The 12,848-nt window shown below is 75.1% G+C and carries 13 protein-coding genes; 5 read left to right on the top strand and 8 right to left on the bottom strand.

Annotated features, from left to right (window positions below; all coding sequences use genetic code 11):
• The first annotated feature begins 22 nt into the window (after positions 1 to 22).
• A complete protein-coding gene (locus tag FXF50_RS15900) occupies positions 23 to 280 on the top strand; it encodes a DUF3040 domain-containing protein (RefSeq protein ID WP_089013185.1) in 258 nt (85 codons plus the stop codon).
• A gap of 18 nt (positions 281 to 298) precedes the next feature.
• Here the strand turns inward: FXF50_RS15900 and FXF50_RS15905 are convergent, their stop codons facing one another.
• Positions 299 to 1,237 (bottom strand): SWIM zinc finger family protein, encoded by a 939-nt coding sequence (locus tag FXF50_RS15905; RefSeq protein ID WP_148428548.1) that lies wholly within the window; start codon positions 1,235 to 1,237, stop codon positions 299 to 301.
• Entirely contained in the window at positions 1,234 to 4,371 is a 3,138-nt protein-coding gene (locus tag FXF50_RS15910; protein WP_148428550.1) for a DEAD/DEAH box helicase, read from the bottom strand. Before FXF50_RS15910 ends, FXF50_RS15905 begins: the two co-directional genes overlap by 4 nt.
• A 63-nt stretch (positions 4,372 to 4,434) precedes the next feature.
• Between FXF50_RS15910 and FXF50_RS15915 the strand changes: the two genes are divergently transcribed.
• Positions 4,435 to 5,307: a carbohydrate kinase family protein gene (locus FXF50_RS15915; protein ID WP_148428552.1), complete on the top strand. Its 873-nt coding sequence runs from the start codon at positions 4,435 to 4,437 to the stop codon at positions 5,305 to 5,307.
• 6 nt (positions 5,308 to 5,313) lie between these two features.
• On the opposite strand, the gene FXF50_RS15920 is transcribed toward FXF50_RS15915, so the two are convergent.
• Positions 5,314 to 5,835, bottom strand: coding sequence for a DinB family protein (locus FXF50_RS15920; protein WP_148428554.1), 522 nt, complete (start codon positions 5,833 to 5,835; stop codon positions 5,314 to 5,316).
• A gap of 83 nt (positions 5,836 to 5,918) precedes the next feature.
• Between FXF50_RS15920 and FXF50_RS15925 the strand changes: the two genes are divergently transcribed.
• Positions 5,919 to 6,125 (top strand): hypothetical protein, encoded by a 207-nt coding sequence (locus FXF50_RS15925; protein WP_148428556.1) that lies wholly within the window; start codon positions 5,919 to 5,921, stop codon positions 6,123 to 6,125.
• A gap of 6 nt (positions 6,126 to 6,131) precedes the next feature.
• On the opposite strand, the gene FXF50_RS15930 is transcribed toward FXF50_RS15925, so the two are convergent.
• Positions 6,132 to 7,280 (bottom strand): polysaccharide pyruvyl transferase family protein, encoded by a 1,149-nt coding sequence (locus FXF50_RS15930; protein ID WP_148428558.1) that lies wholly within the window; start codon positions 7,278 to 7,280, stop codon positions 6,132 to 6,134.
• A gap of 73 nt (positions 7,281 to 7,353) precedes the next feature.
• Positions 7,354 to 7,932 carry a TetR/AcrR family transcriptional regulator gene (locus FXF50_RS15935; RefSeq protein WP_148428560.1) on the bottom strand — a complete coding sequence of 193 codons (579 nt, stop codon included), beginning with the start codon at positions 7,930 to 7,932 and terminating at the stop codon, positions 7,354 to 7,356.
• Positions 7,933 to 8,023: 91 nt separating this feature from the next.
• Here FXF50_RS15935 and FXF50_RS15940 point away from each other — a divergent pair, with 91 nt between their 5' ends.
• Positions 8,024 to 8,602: a dihydrofolate reductase family protein gene (locus FXF50_RS15940; RefSeq protein WP_148428562.1), complete on the top strand. Its 579-nt coding sequence runs from the start codon at positions 8,024 to 8,026 to the stop codon at positions 8,600 to 8,602.
• 41 nt (positions 8,603 to 8,643) lie between these two features.
• Positions 8,644 to 9,579, top strand: coding sequence for a phosphotransferase family protein (locus FXF50_RS15945; protein ID WP_187399693.1), 936 nt, complete (start codon positions 8,644 to 8,646; stop codon positions 9,577 to 9,579).
• A gap of 74 nt (positions 9,580 to 9,653) precedes the next feature.
• On the opposite strand, the gene FXF50_RS15950 is transcribed toward FXF50_RS15945, so the two are convergent.
• From FXF50_RS15950 to FXF50_RS15960, 3 genes are all read right to left on the bottom strand, one after another.
• A complete protein-coding gene (locus FXF50_RS15950) occupies positions 9,654 to 10,451 on the bottom strand; it encodes an alpha/beta fold hydrolase (protein WP_148428564.1) in 798 nt (265 codons plus the stop codon).
• A 63-nt stretch (positions 10,452 to 10,514) separates the two neighbouring features.
• On the bottom strand, positions 10,515 to 10,997 hold the full coding sequence (locus FXF50_RS15955; RefSeq protein WP_222866060.1) for a GNAT family N-acetyltransferase: 483 nt from the start codon (positions 10,995 to 10,997) through the stop codon (positions 10,515 to 10,517).
• Between the two features lie 226 nt (positions 10,998 to 11,223).
• Positions 11,224 to 12,705 (bottom strand): NCS2 family permease, encoded by a 1,482-nt coding sequence (locus FXF50_RS15960; protein ID WP_148428566.1) that lies wholly within the window; start codon positions 12,703 to 12,705, stop codon positions 11,224 to 11,226.
• Positions 12,706 to 12,848 lie beyond the last annotated feature (143 nt).

Consider the following 12,848-nt stretch of genomic DNA (forward strand, 5'->3'; position numbering starts at 1 on the left):
GCCGTGAGGGGAAGGCACCGCCATGCTCAGCAAAGAGGATCAGCGCAGGTTCGAACAGATCACCCGCCAGCTGCGGGAGAGCGACCCGCAGTTCTTCGCCCGGCTCGACCACCGGGCCCGGGCCCGCCGAGGCCGGTACCTGATGCTGCTGACGATCGTGCTGTGGGCCTCGCTGCCGGCGATGACCGTACTGGCCGGGCGGCTGGCCGGCGCGATCTGCGCCGTGGTGCTGCTCGCCAACGCCGGCCTGATGTGGCGGTTCCGCCGCCGCTGGCTGTGACCGTGCCGCCGGCGGCGGTCAGCGCGGGTCGTCCGCGTCCGTCGCTTCGCGACCGAACTGCCGGTACGCCCGGCGGAGCCGTTCGACGAGGCCCGGGCCGCCGATCGCGGCCCCGGGTGGGCCGAGCTGGCGCAGCAGCAGTTGCGGTCCGGTGGCCAGGGTGGGCGGCCGGTCCGGCAGCGCCACCGGGGACAGCCAGAACCGGTCGACCTCCTCGTCCGGCGGGACCGCCGGCAGGCCACCCAGCACCCGACCCGCGCCGGCCACGGGTCGCGCCGGTCCGGGCCCGCCGTCCGCGTCCGCAGGGACGGCCGGTCCGTCCGGGGCCGCCGCCGGGTCGCCCGGGGCGACGGCGCCGCGCAGGGTACGCAGCCGGTCGAGCAGCTCGCCCCGGGCGCGGCCGCGCCAGTGCAGGAGCTGGAACGGGTCCGCGTCGAACGCCTCGGCGAGCAGGTAGAAGGTGGCCGCCAGGTGCTTGCACGGCACCGCGAAGTCGGGGCAGCCGCAGTGCTGGTCCAGCTCGCCGACGGCGCCCGGGAACAGCGGCGCGCCCGCCCCGGCGAACAACTCCTCCAGCTCGGCCGGCAGGTCACCGGCGAGCAGCCGGGCGCTGAAGAACGCCTGCCCGGCCAGCTCCGCCTCGATCCGCTCCCACACCTCGTCCGGGTGGGCGGCCAGCCCGATCCGCACCGGGTACGGGTCCGGCCTCGAGCCCTGCACGCTGGCGGTGACCAGCCCGGGCGCGACGTCGAGCCGGAGCACCTGGCCCCGGCGGGCGTAGGCCCGGCCCCGGGTGAGCCGGGTGCCGAGCGCGAAGGACTCCAGCACCTCCAGGAACCGCCGCGACCACCAGGAACGGCCGATGGCGCCCCGGGTGCTGCGCGCCTTCAGCCCGCCTTCGACCCGCCGGGGTGGCCCGAACTCGGCGAACCGCGACCCTCCGTCCGGTGTGGTCACTCCACCACCGCCCCGGCCTCCAGGGCGAACAGCTCGCGCAGGGTGTCGGTGGAGAGTTCGGTGACCCACTGCTCGCCGCTGCCCACCACCCGCTGGGCGAGGCTGCGCTTGTCGGCGATCATCGCGGCCACCTTCTCCTCGACCGTGCCGGCGCAGACGAACTTGCGTACCTGCACGCGGCGGCGCTGGCCGATGCGGAACGCCCGGTCGGTGGCCTGGTCCTCGACCGCCGGGTTCCACCAGCGGTCCACGTGCACCACGTGGTTGGCCGCCGTGAGGGTGAGCCCGGTGCCGCCGGCCTTGAGCGAGAGCACGAAGAGCGGCGGGCCTTCGGGGGACTGGAAGCGGGTCACCATGGCGTCCCGTTCGGCCTTGCCCACCCCGCCGTGCAGGAGCAGCACCTCCCGCCCGGTACGCGCCGACAGGTGGCCGCGCAGCATCCCGCCGAACTCGGCGTACTGGGTGAAGAGCAGCGCCTTCTCCCCCGCCGCGAGCACCTCGTCGACGATCTCCTCCAGCCGTTCCAGCTTGCCGGAGCGGCCGGGCAGGGCGGAGCCGTCGTGCAGCAGTTGGGCCGGGTGGTTGCAGACCTGCTTGAGCCGGGTCATGGTGGCCAGCACCAGCCCGCGGCGCTCGATGCCGTCGCTGGACTCGATCTTCGCCATCATGTCGTCGACCACGGCCCGGTAGAGCGCCGCCTGCTCGGCCGTGAGGTTGCAGAGCACCTCCATCTCCAGCTTCTCCGGCAGGTCGGTGATGATCGACGGGTCGGTCTTGAGCCGGCGCAGCACGAACGGGCCGGTGATCCGGCGCAGCCGCTCGGCCACCTCGGCGTCGCCGTGCCGCTCGATCGGCTCGGCGAACTTCTTCCTGAACGTGGCCGCCGGCCCGAGCAGGCCCGGATTCGCGAACTGCATGATGGACCAGAGGTCGGCGAGCCGGTTCTCCACCGGGGTGCCGGTGACCGCGACCCGGTGCCGCGCGGGCAGGGACCGCACGGCCTCGGCCTGCCGGGTGGAGGCGTTCTTGATCGCCTGCGCCTCGTCCACCACCACCCGGTGCCAGTCGATCCCGGCCAGCTCGTACGCGTCCCGCGCCGCCACCGAGTAGGTGGTCAGCACCAGGTCTGCGGCGTGCACGGCCGCGGCGAACGCCTCGCCCCGGGCCCGTTCGGCGCCGTGGTGCACGTGGACCCGCAGCCGCGGGGCGAACTTCGCCGCCTCCCGCTGCCAGTTGCCGACCAGCGACATCGGACAGACCAGCAGCGTCGGCCCGGCCGCGGGCGGGTCACCGGCGAGCAGCGCGAGCAGTTGCACGGTCTTGCCGAGCCCCATGTCGTCGGCGAGGATCCCGCCGAGCCCGAGGGACTGGAGGAACGCCAGCCAGGCCAGCCCGCGCCGCTGGTACGGCCGCAGCGTCCCGGCGAACCCCGACGGCGGGTCGGCCGGGGTGAGCCGCCGCTCCGCCTCCCCGGCCAGCAGCTCGCCGAGCGCGCCGTCGGCGGCCACCTCCAGCACGGGCAGCTCCCCGGCCCGGTCGGCCCCGGCCAGCCCCATCCGCAGCAGGTCCGCCACGGTCAGCTCGCCCGAGGAGCGGAGCAGCCGCAGCCCCGCTTCGAGCCGCTGCGGGTCCAGCTCGACCCACCGGCCGCGCAGCCGGACCAGCGGCGACTTCAGCTCGGCCAGCGAGGCCAGCTCCTCCGCGGTCAGCGGCTGGTCGCCGAGGGCCACCTCCCAGCGGTAGTCGACCAGGGCGTCCAGCCCGAGCCCGCCGGCCGCGACGGCCACCGTGCCGGGCGCGGTCCGGCTGCGCGCCCGCAGCCGCGCGCCGAGCCGGGACGAGGAGCGCCGCCACCAGGACGGCAGCAGCACCCCGAAGCCCGCCGCGTGCAGCACCGGCGCCCCCTCGCGGAGGAACCGGTGCGCGCCGTCGGCGTCCAACTCCATCCCCTCCGGCGCGGCGGTGCGCAGGGCGGCGTCCAGCTCGGGCCAGAGCCGGCTGGCCCGGCCCAGCTCGGCCAGCAGGGTCTCCTGCGGGTCGACACCACGCGCGGCGAGCGCCGGCGCGGGCCGCTGCCAGATGTGCGCCGCGTCGACCACCAGCCCCGGCTCGTCGGTCGGGTGCAGGCCGAACTCGACCCGCCAGGCACCGCCCTCGACCAGCTCCGCCACCGGATCGGCGGCCGGCTCGACCAGCCGGAACGCGGCCCGCACCGGGCCGCCCGCGGCGTCGCGCTGCCAGGCGTCCAGCTCGGCCCGGAGCAGGTCCAGGGCGGCCGGCTCGGCGGCGAAGACCCGCTCCGGGCCGGTGAGCGCGGCCAGCCAGCCCGGCACCGGCCCGCCCGGGCGCATGCCCCGGGGCAGCCGGGTGCCGCCGAGAGTCGCCCGGGCCGCGGCGTCGACCAGCGCGTCCAGCACCTCGGCCACCAGCTCCCCAGCTTCGACGCCGTCCGCGACGGCACCGGGCCGGAACGCCGACCCGGTAGGGGCGACGGGGTGCCATTCGCGGGCGGCGCGGGCGGCCGGGGGCAGGGCGAGCGCCAGCGAGCGGCCCCACGCCGCGTCCGTGCCGGTGAGCAGGGGACGCCACAGAGCCGACGCCGTCACCACGTCCGAGTCGTCGACGACGCGCAGCCGGGCACCATCGGAGCGGACGGCGTCGACACCGGGAGCGGGATCCGAGATACCGGGCAGGACGCGGCCGCGGGTGACCAGGTCGGCGGCGAAGTCGGCCAGCTCGGCCAGGTGGCGCAGGCTCGCCCCGGACACCGCCTCCGCCGGCTCCAGCGCCCGGAGCAGGGCGAACGCGGCGTCCGGGGCGTACACCAGGGCGGGGACCCGCCAGCCGGCGCGGGTGACCGGGCCGCGGACCGGGTCCCCGACGGCGGTCCGGACCAGCTCCGGTGAGTCGATCGGTGAGCCGGCCCGGGTGGGCAGGTCGAGCAGCACGGCGGCGGGCGTGCCCGGCGGGCCGCCGAGCGCGGCGGCCAGGGTGGCGTGGTCGGCGGCGAAGGGGTGCGGCCGCTCGCGGGGGGCGCGGCCGGGCCGGCGGGGCGCGCGGGCCGGTAGCCTGCTGTCCTCGGCCCAGAGGGCGAGGCCACGGCCGGGCAGCCACAACCCGTGGATGACCAGCACGCACTCCCCCTCGACGACGCCCGGGGCCAGGATAGGCGGCCGGCGCGGACTAGTGTCGGCGCCATGGTCGATCTGCTCGTCGTCGGCGGGTTGGGCGTGGACATCCGCGCCCAGGTGCCCGCCCTGCCCCTGCCGGCGGCCGACTCGCTGGCCGTGCCCCCGATCGAGTTGCGGATCGGCAACACCGGGGCCGGGGTGGCCCTCGCCGCGCACGCCCTCGGCCTGCGGGTGGCGCTGGTCGACGTGCTCGGCGCCGACCCGGCCGGCGACGTGGTCCGGGCGGCGCTGGCCCGCACCTCGGTACGCGCCGTGCTGGCCGACGCGCCGGCCGGCACCCGCCGCTCGGTGAACATGGTCGACCCGGCCGGCCGGCGGATGTCGCTCTACGACCCGCGTCCCTGGTCGGGCCCGGCGCCGTTCGCCGAGGCCGAGCTGGCCGGGCTGGTCCGCGAGGCGCGGCACGTGCACGTCTCGATCATGGATTGGGCCCGGGACGCGCTGCCGGCGCTGCGGGCCGCCCTCGGCGCCGGGGTGTCCCTCTCCACGGACCTGCACGACTGGGACGGCGACAACGACTACCACCGGCCCTTCGCCGACGCGGCCGACCTGGTCTTCGTCAGCGACGTCCGGCTGGGCGAGCGGGCCGGGAAGGTGGCGGCCGGGCTGGCCCCGCGGACGGTGCTGGTGACCGGCGGGGCGGCCGGCGCCACCCTGCACGGCGCGGACACCCCGCCCGTGCACGTGGCGGCGACCACCCCGCCGTCGGCCGTGGTCGACACCAACGGCGCGGGCGACGCGTTCGCCGCCGGCCTGATCGCCGCCCGGCTGCGCGGCGCCACCCCGCTCGACGCGGCCCGGTACGCCGCCCGGGTGGCCGCGGCCGCCTGCACCCACGACGGCATGGAGTATCCGGCCGGCCTGCTGCCCCGGGGCTGAGGCCGGTCAGATCGCCCCGGTCTCGCCGTCGGTCAGCTCGCGCAGGATGTCGGCGTGCCCGGCGTGCCGGGCGGTCTCCTCGACGAGGTGCACCAGCACCCAGCGCAACGACACCTCGCCGAGCTGCGGGTGCGGCACCACGTGGTCGAGGTCGAACCGGGCCGCGACGGCCCGGGACCGGGCGCACGCGGCCCGGTAGGCCGCGGCCAGCCCGTCGAGGGTCTCGCCCGGGTCGAGGGTGAAGCTGGCCTCGGCGTCGGCCTCGCTGGTGAGGTAGACGTCGCCCGGCCCGGGGGCGAACAGACAGGGCAGCCAGTTCCGCTCCACCAGCGCCAGGTGTTTGAGCAGCCCGGCGAGGGTGGTGCGGGAGGGCACCAGGCGGCGGGTCGCCTCGGCGTCGGAGAGGCGGCTCGCCTTGCGCAGCACGGTGGCCCGGTGGAAGTCGAGGAAGGATTCGAGGATGGCCCGTTCGTCGCCCGTGCGGGCGAGGACCGGACCCAGGGTGGGGTCGATCGCCGGTTTCGCCATCCCCGGACCCTAGTCGCCGGGCCCGCCGGCCCGCTGCCCCTCATCCCGCTGCGGGCCGACGATCGGCGCGGCAGGATGGGCGCATGGCATCCACGATGCAGATCCCTCTGATGGGCGGCACGGCCGACGGCGAGACCGTCACCGTCGAGCTGGACAGCAACGGCCGCCCGCCGCTGACCCACCACCACATCGGGCCGGAGGGGCTGGCGCACGCGCAGATCTACGAGCTGCAGTCGGACGACGAGCACGCGCGCGAGTGGGTGTACACGTTCCGGGGCCCGGCGGCCTGACGCCGCTCAGGCGGTGGCCGCGCTCAGCATCCGCGACCGGATGCTCTCCAGCACCCCGCGGGTGACCTGGGAGGTGCCGCGGGCCTGCTCGCACACGGCGGCCACCCGCCGGGCGGTCTCGTTGGCGCGCTGGTCGCGCTCGTCCCACAACCGGTCCACCTCGGCCAGCAGCGGGCCCTCGACCTCACGCTCCACGCCGCGCAGCGCCGGCACCCCGAGCCGCTGGGCCAGGTCGAAGACCTTTCCGGCGTACGGCAGGGGCAGGAACGGGGTGCCCATCATGGCCGCGAAGATCAGGAAATGCAGGCGCATGCCGACCGCCAGGTCGAAGTGCTTCATGAGGCCGAGCACCTGCCGGGGCGAGTAGTCGTTGTGCAGGATCCGCCCCCGTTCGGCGGCGATCATGTGCGACATCACCCCGTGGGAGTGCCGGATGTCGTCGCGTTCCATGGGCACGAAGAGCACGTACGCGTCGATCCGGTGCACCAGGAAGTCGCTGATCTGGGCGAGCAGCCGGTGGTAGCCGTCGACGTCGAGGCGTTCGGCCGCCCGGCCCGGTTCGCGGACGCTCAGCCCGACCAGCTGCTTGCCGGCCGGCACGCCCTCCTCTCGCAGCCAGCTCTCCGGGAACTCCTCCGGGGTGAGCAGGAACGCCGGGTCGGCGGTGACGGTGATCGGGTTCAGCAGCCCGGCCTCCTCCAGCACCATCCGGGACTCCTGGTCGCGCACGGTCAGCTCGGTGGCCTGGCCCAGGGTCTCCCGCACCATCCCGGTGTCGATTCCTTCGCTGAGCGGGCCGACCCCGACCGCGTACGTGAGCAGCGGCAGCCCGCGCTCCTGCGCGACCCGGACGACCCGCAGGTAGCGCCGGGCCTCCTTGTCGTAGAGGATCCCGCCGCCGCCCAGGACGAGCAGGTCGAGCCGGTCCAGGACCGCCGACGAGTCGACCCGGCTGACCCCCTCCCAGGGCACCGCCTCCACGTCCGGGTGGGCCAGCGCGGTGTGCGCCGGGTTCCGGGAGAAGACGATGATCCGGGCGTTCGGCTCCTGATGGCGCAGGTCGGCCAGGAGGCCGGTGAGGATCGCCTCGTCGCCGAGGTTCCGACCGCCGTACGAGCCGAGCACACCGATGGTCAGTCCGGCCCCATCCGTCATCGTCGCTCCTCCCCAGGTGCGTCCCGGTGGGCGTTCCCGCTGGCCGCTGCGACATGCCTGGGCGGGGCGCCGGTCAGCCGGTGCCGCCGCCGACCAGACGGGAGACCAGGGCGGACACCACCTGGTCGGCGTCGAACCCGGCGTCGATCGAGGTGGTGAGCAGGTCGAGCAGGAGGCCGTCGACGGCGTAGTGCAGCAGGGCGATCTCGAAGGCGCCGCCGGGCAGCCCGGCGGCGACGTGGAAGGCGACGTCGTCGGCGTACCCCCGGCGCAGCACGTCGCCGAGCGCGGCCCGCAGTTCGGGGCGGCGGGAGGCCTCCAGCCGCAGTTCGAACAGGGCCCGGGTGAGGTCGGGCTCGCGGGTGGTGCGCTCGACGATGTGGCGCAGGTAGTCGGTGACCAGGGCGAGGGAGGGCTCCCGCCCGCCGAGCTCGGCCAGCACGGCCGGGTCGGGCGCCATCCGGTCGAAGATCCGTTCGGCCAGCCCGGCGAGGAGCGCCGCCCGGGACGGGAAGTAGTTGGAGGCGGTGCCGGTGGGCACGCCGGCCTCGGCGTCCACCGCCCGGTGGGTCAGGCCGCGCGCGCCGGCGGCGGCGAGCACCCGCAGCCCGGCGTCGGCGAGCAGGCTTCGGCGTTCCGGATTCCTGGCCATGCCAGCACCCTAGCAACAACCACGACAGGTGTTGTACATTCCCCTCGCACCACGACAGCCGTCGTGGTTGATCCCGGACATCGGAGTCGGTTTGCGCAAGCTCGTGTACTACGTCGCCAGCACCCTCGACGGCTTCATCGCCGCCCCCGACGGGTCCTACGACTTCCTCCCGCTGGAGCCCGACGTGGCGGCCCACCTGACCGCCGAGTGGCCCCAGACCTTCCCCACGTTCACCCACGCCCAGTTCGGCATCGCCTCGCCGCCGGCCGGCCGCTTCGACGCCCTGCTCATGGGCCGGGCCACCTACGACCCGGCGCTGAAGCTCGGCGTCACCAGCCCGTACGCCCACCTCAAGCAGTACGTCTTCTCCCGCTCCCTGCCCCCGTCCGACGACCCGCAGGTGGAGATCGTCGACGCCGACCCGGTGGCCTTCGTCCGCGACCTGAAGGGGCAGCCGGGCGGCGACATCTGGCTCTGCGGCGGCGGGCAGCTCGCCGGCCAACTCCTCGACGAGGTGGACGAGCTGGTGGTCAAGCTCAACCCGGTGGTGATCGGCAGCGGCATCCCGCTGGCCGACCGGGGCTTCACGCCGACCCGGTTCACCCTGGCCGAGACCCGGCCGTTCGACAGCGGCGTGGTGGTGCTCCGCTACACCGCCGGGGCGCGGTAATCGGGTTGCCGCGGCCGGACGGGGTCGCGCACGGTGGGGCGGTGACCAGCCTGACGAAGAGCCGGATCCGCTGGGCCGACCTGCCGGCGCCCGTCCGCGCCGCGGTCGAGGAGATCCTCGACGACCGGGTGGTGGCGGCCGAGTCACAGCACGGCGGCTTCTCCCCCGGCACCGCCGACCGGGTCCGCACCGCCGGCGGCGGGCGGGCATTCGTCAAGGCGGTCAGCCCGGCGCAGAACGACCGCAGCCCCACGCTGCACCGCGCCGAGGCCCGCGTCGCCGCCGCCCTGCCGCCCGCCGCGCCGGCGCCCCGGCTGCTCGGCAGCCACGACGACGGGGACTGGATCGCGCTGGTCTTCACCGACGTCGAGGGCCGACACCCGGCCACCCCGTGGGAGCCCGGCGAGCTGGCCGCCGTGCTGTCCACCCTGGAGGCGATGGCGGCGGCCCTCACCCCCGCCCCCGCCGCGGTGACCACCACCGCGACCGAGCAGCTCGGGCACGACTTCGGCGGCTGGCGGCGGATCGCCGCCGACCCACCGGCCGACCTGGACGGTTGGGCGCGGGCCCGGCTCACCGAGCTGTGCGCGGCCGCCGACCGCGGGCTGGCCGCGCTGGCCGGCGACACCCTCTGCCACCTCGACATTCGGGCCGACAACCTGCTCATCGGCCCCGACGGCACGGTCAGCGTGGTCGACTGGCCGTGGGCCTGCCGCGGGCCGGCCTGGCTGGACAGCCTGCTGGCCCTGGTCAACGTGCAGGTGCACGGCGGCCACGACCCGGAGGCGCTGCTGGCCGCCCTGCCGCTCGCCGCCGGGGTGGACCCGGCCGACCTGACCGGGGTGCTGGCCGGGTTCACCGGCTTCTTCCTGGACGGCGCCCGCCAGCCGCCCCCGCCCGGCATCCCGACGGTCCGGGCGTTCCAGCGGTTGCAGGGCGACGCCCTGCTGCCCTGGCTCGCCCGCCGGATGGGCTGAAGCTGGCGGGGTCAGGCCCGCTTCGCCGAGGTGACGAAGGCGCGCCAGGCTCCGGCGGGGAGGCGCGCTCCGGCTCAACCGGGGGCGCGCACCTCGTGGGTGAGGAAGGGCAGCACCGCGGCCGGCAGGGCGGGTGAGCCCACGATGTCGTAGTGGGTGAGCCCGGGCAGCACGGCCAGCCGGGACGCGGGGCGGTCGGTGCCGTCCCAGCCGGCGTCCCGGTGGCCGCCGCCGAGCAGCCCGAAGAACTCGGCCACGTGGTGGACCGGGATCGAGTCGGCGTCGGCGAAGACCAGCAGCACCGGCATGGGCAGGGCGGCCACCTCGGCGGACCAGTCGTACTCGCGGCGCAGCAGCTCGCCGGTCCTGGCCCAGAGCGCCGGCCAGTCCTGCGGGCGGGGCGCGACCCGCTCGTAGAGCTGGTGCGGCGGGGTGCCGCGCATCCGCTCGGCGACCCGTTCGTCCTGGGCGACCATCGCGGCCAGCACCTCCGGGTACCAGCCCTGCCGGCGGCACGGCGTGGAGACCAGCACGAGGCGGCGGACCAGTTCGGGGTGCTGGATGGCGGCCCGCAGGGCCACCCCGCCGCCGAGCGAGTAGCCGAGCACGTCGGCCGCCGGCAGGTCGAGGTGCCGCAGCAGCGCGGCGACGTCCTCGGCCATCGACTCGTAGCGCAATGGCCGGTCCACGTCGGCGGTGCGGCCGTGGCCCTGGAGGTCGACGGCGACGACCTGCCGGCGCGTGACGAGTGAGGGTAGGACGGGCGCGAACATCTCCGTCGAGCCGTAGCCGCCGTGCAGCAGGACGAGCGGGCGGCCGGTGCCGTGGACCTCGTACCAGAGCCGCACCCCGTTGACGTCCGCGTAGGTCACACCCGTTCAACGACGGTCGGCCCGGCGGCGGGTCGCCCCACCGCCGGGCCGGTCCGTCCGGCGTTACCCGGCGACGTACCGGTGCAGCAGGCCCTCGTCGCTGGCGACGGTGCCGTCGCGGCGCAGGCCGGCCTTCTCCAGCACCCGCACCGACGGAGCGTTGGCGGGATCGACGGTGGCGTGCACCTGGGTCACCCCGGGCAGGGTGAGGGCGTCGGCCACCAGGGCCCGGACCGCCTCGGTGGTGTAGCCGCGGCAGCGCCGGGACGGGACGATCCCGTAGCCGAACTCGACCGCGCCGTCGACGGGCGGCCAGAACAACCCGATGCCGCCCACGGTGAGGCCGGTCTCCCGTTCGATCATGAGCCGATGGCCGTGGGGCTGCCCGGGTCGGCCGGCGATGATCCCGGCGATCACCCGCTCGCCGTCGGCGGGAAAGTCCGCCGCCCAGTACGGGCGCCGCTCCCCGGCGACCACGGCGGCGGCCTCCTCGGCCGGCCAGGGGCGCAGCACGAGTCGTTCGGTGGTCAGTTCAGAAATGAACAACGCGATTCTCCAAGGTCGTGGAGTGACCCGGGTCGCGGTGAGTCTCGGTCAGAAGGCGCGACCCGGAAAAGTGCATGGCAGGGGAAGCTGATGGCGATCCATGGCCTCATCCCCCTGCGCCCACGACGGTCGCGTGTCCGCGCGACGGCACTCTAACCCATGATCCGGATACGCCGCGCCCCCGTTACCTCGGGCCAACGGGTAACGGGGGCGCGGCGCGGGTCGGTCAGCTGACGCCGGTGACGGCCTTGACCAGGTTGATGCCGAAGTAGATCACGAACGCTGCGGCCACCGCCCACATCAGCGGGTGGATCTGCCGGGCCTTGCCCTGGGCCACCCGGATCGCCACCCAGCTCACGAAACCGGCGCCGATGCCGTTGGTGATCGAGTAGGTGAAGGGCATGAGGGTCATGGTCAGGAAGGCCGGGACCGCGACGCCCACGTCGGTGAAGTCGATGTCCTTGACCTGGCGGATCATGAGCGCGCCGACCACCACGAGCGCCGGGCCGGCGGCCTCGCTCGGCACCAGCGACACCAGCGGGGTGAGCAGCAGCGCGCCCAGGAAGAGCACGCCGGTGACCACGCTGGTCAGGCCGGTCCGCCCGCCGTCCGCGATGCCCGAGGAGGACTCGACGTACGTGGTGGCCGAGGAGGCGCTGCCCGCGCCGCCCGCGACCGCGGCGACGCCGTCGACGAAGAGCACCTTGCCCAGGCGCGGCATGTCGGTGCCGTCCTCGGTGGTCAGGTTCGCCTGCTTGGCCAGGCCGACCGTGGTGCCCATGACGTCGAAGAAGTCGGCCAGCACCAGGGTGAAGACCAGCAGCAGCGCGGTCACCAGGCCGACGTGGGCGAACGCGCCGAACGACACGTTGCCGACCAGGTGCAGGTCGGGCGTCTGGAAGAGCGGATCGGGCAGGGTCGGCACGTTGAGCCGCCACCCGTCCGGGTTGGGCTTGCCGTCGACGAGAGCCGGACCGGGCTTGGCGAACGCGTTGACGACCACGGCGACGACCGTGGTGAGCACGATGCCGATGAGGACGCCGGCCTTCACCTTGCGGGCGACCAGGATGCCGGTGACCAGCAGGCCGACCAGGAAGACGACCGTGGGCCAGCCGTGCAGGGTGCCGTTGCTGCCCGAGCCGAGCTGGAGCGGCACGCCGGTGCCGGCCCGGACCAGACCGCCGTCGACGAAGCCGATCAGCGCGATGAACAGGCCGATGCCGGCCGCGATGGCCGCCTTCAGCTCGGCCGGGATGGCCCGGAAGACGGCCTTCCGGAAGCCGGTGAGCACCAGCACGGTGATGATCAGACCCTCGATGACGACCAGGCCCATGGCCTCGGCCCAGCTCATCTGGGACGCGACCGCGTACGCCACGAAGGCGTTCAGCCCGAGGCCGGTGGCCACGGCGAACGGCACCCGGCCGACGATGCCCATCATGATCGTCATGACTGCGGCGACCAGGGCGGTGACCCCGGCGACCGGCGCGATGCCGAGGAGGTTGCCGTCCTTGTCCGGCGCGGTGCCGATGATCAGCGGGTTGAGCACGACGATGTAGGCCATCGTCGCGAAGGTGGTGATCCCGGCGAGCACCTCGCGCCTGACCGTCGAGCCCCGGCGGGTGATCTCGAAGAAGCGGTCGAGGCGGCTCTGCGCGGCGGGTTCCGCCGGCTCCACCGGGACAGCAGGATCCTGCGTAGACACGCTCATGGCGTGGCCTTACTCCGTTCCGGGTTGGCCCAGCCGGTCGCGCCGGCCGGGCGGTGGGGGTGCAGCAGTCCCGTTTCGGTTGGCCCGGAGAACGTCGGGACGGCTGGGCTCCACGGGTCCCGTGAAGCACTACGAAGCCGCCC

Origin of the sequence: Micromonospora sp. AP08 (assembly GCF_008085935.1) — a bacterium.
GTDB lineage: Bacteria > Actinomycetota > Actinomycetes > Mycobacteriales > Micromonosporaceae > Micromonospora > Micromonospora chersina.

Excerpts from the sequence above, each read along its gene's own strand:
- FXF50_RS15925 (WP_148428556.1), top strand. The coding sequence starts at position 5,919 with ATGGCATCCACGATGCAGATCCCTCTGATGGGCGGCACGGCCGACGGC.
- FXF50_RS15915 (WP_148428552.1), top strand. The coding sequence starts at position 4,435 with ATGGTCGATCTGCTCGTCGTCGGCGGGTTGGGCGTGGACATCCGCGCC.
- FXF50_RS15930 (WP_148428558.1), bottom strand. The coding sequence starts at position 7,280 with ATGACGGATGGGGCCGGACTGACCATCGGTGTGCTCGGCTCGTACGGC.
- FXF50_RS15935 (WP_148428560.1), bottom strand. The coding sequence starts at position 7,932 with ATGGCCAGGAATCCGGAACGCCGAAGCCTGCTCGCCGACGCCGGGCTG.
- FXF50_RS15900 (WP_089013185.1), top strand. The coding sequence starts at position 23 with ATGCTCAGCAAAGAGGATCAGCGCAGGTTCGAACAGATCACCCGCCAG.
- FXF50_RS15920 (WP_148428554.1), bottom strand. The coding sequence starts at position 5,835 with ATGGCGAAACCGGCGATCGACCCCACCCTGGGTCCGGTCCTCGCCCGC.
- FXF50_RS15960 (WP_148428566.1), bottom strand. The coding sequence starts at position 12,705 with ATGAGCGTGTCTACGCAGGATCCTGCTGTCCCGGTGGAGCCGGCGGAA.